The 249-nt window shown below is 59.0% G+C and carries 1 pseudogene; it reads left to right on the top strand.

Going from position 1 to position 249, the window contains the following annotated elements:
- Positions 1-82: 82 nt before the first annotated feature.
- Positions 83-249 (top strand): annotated as a pseudogene (locus B3520_RS03760) (hypothetical protein); the annotation flags it as partial.

Below are 249 nucleotides of genomic sequence, written 5' to 3'. Positions count from 1 at the left end.
CCCCGTAGCGGCCCGGCTACGAAGCCCCATAGCTAGCTACGACGCTCAAACGAGCTCGCACCAACCAACATCAAGAGCCCCCATGACTCAAGACATCCACGCCCAAAGAATCCTCATCCTCGACTTCGGCTCCCAATACACCCAGCTCATCGCCCGACGAGTCCGCGAAATCGGCGTCTTCTCCGAAATCCGCGCCTTCGACATGAGCGACGAGGAAATCCGGGACTACAACCCCAACGGCATCATCCT

The sequence above is a fragment of the Marinimicrobium sp. UBA4509 genome (assembly GCF_002388575.1).
Lineage (GTDB): Bacteria > Pseudomonadota > Gammaproteobacteria > Pseudomonadales > Cellvibrionaceae > Marinimicrobium > Marinimicrobium koreense.
The sequence above is the reverse complement of the archived record's forward strand: the minus strand, read 5'-3'. Positions and strand labels throughout refer to the sequence as shown.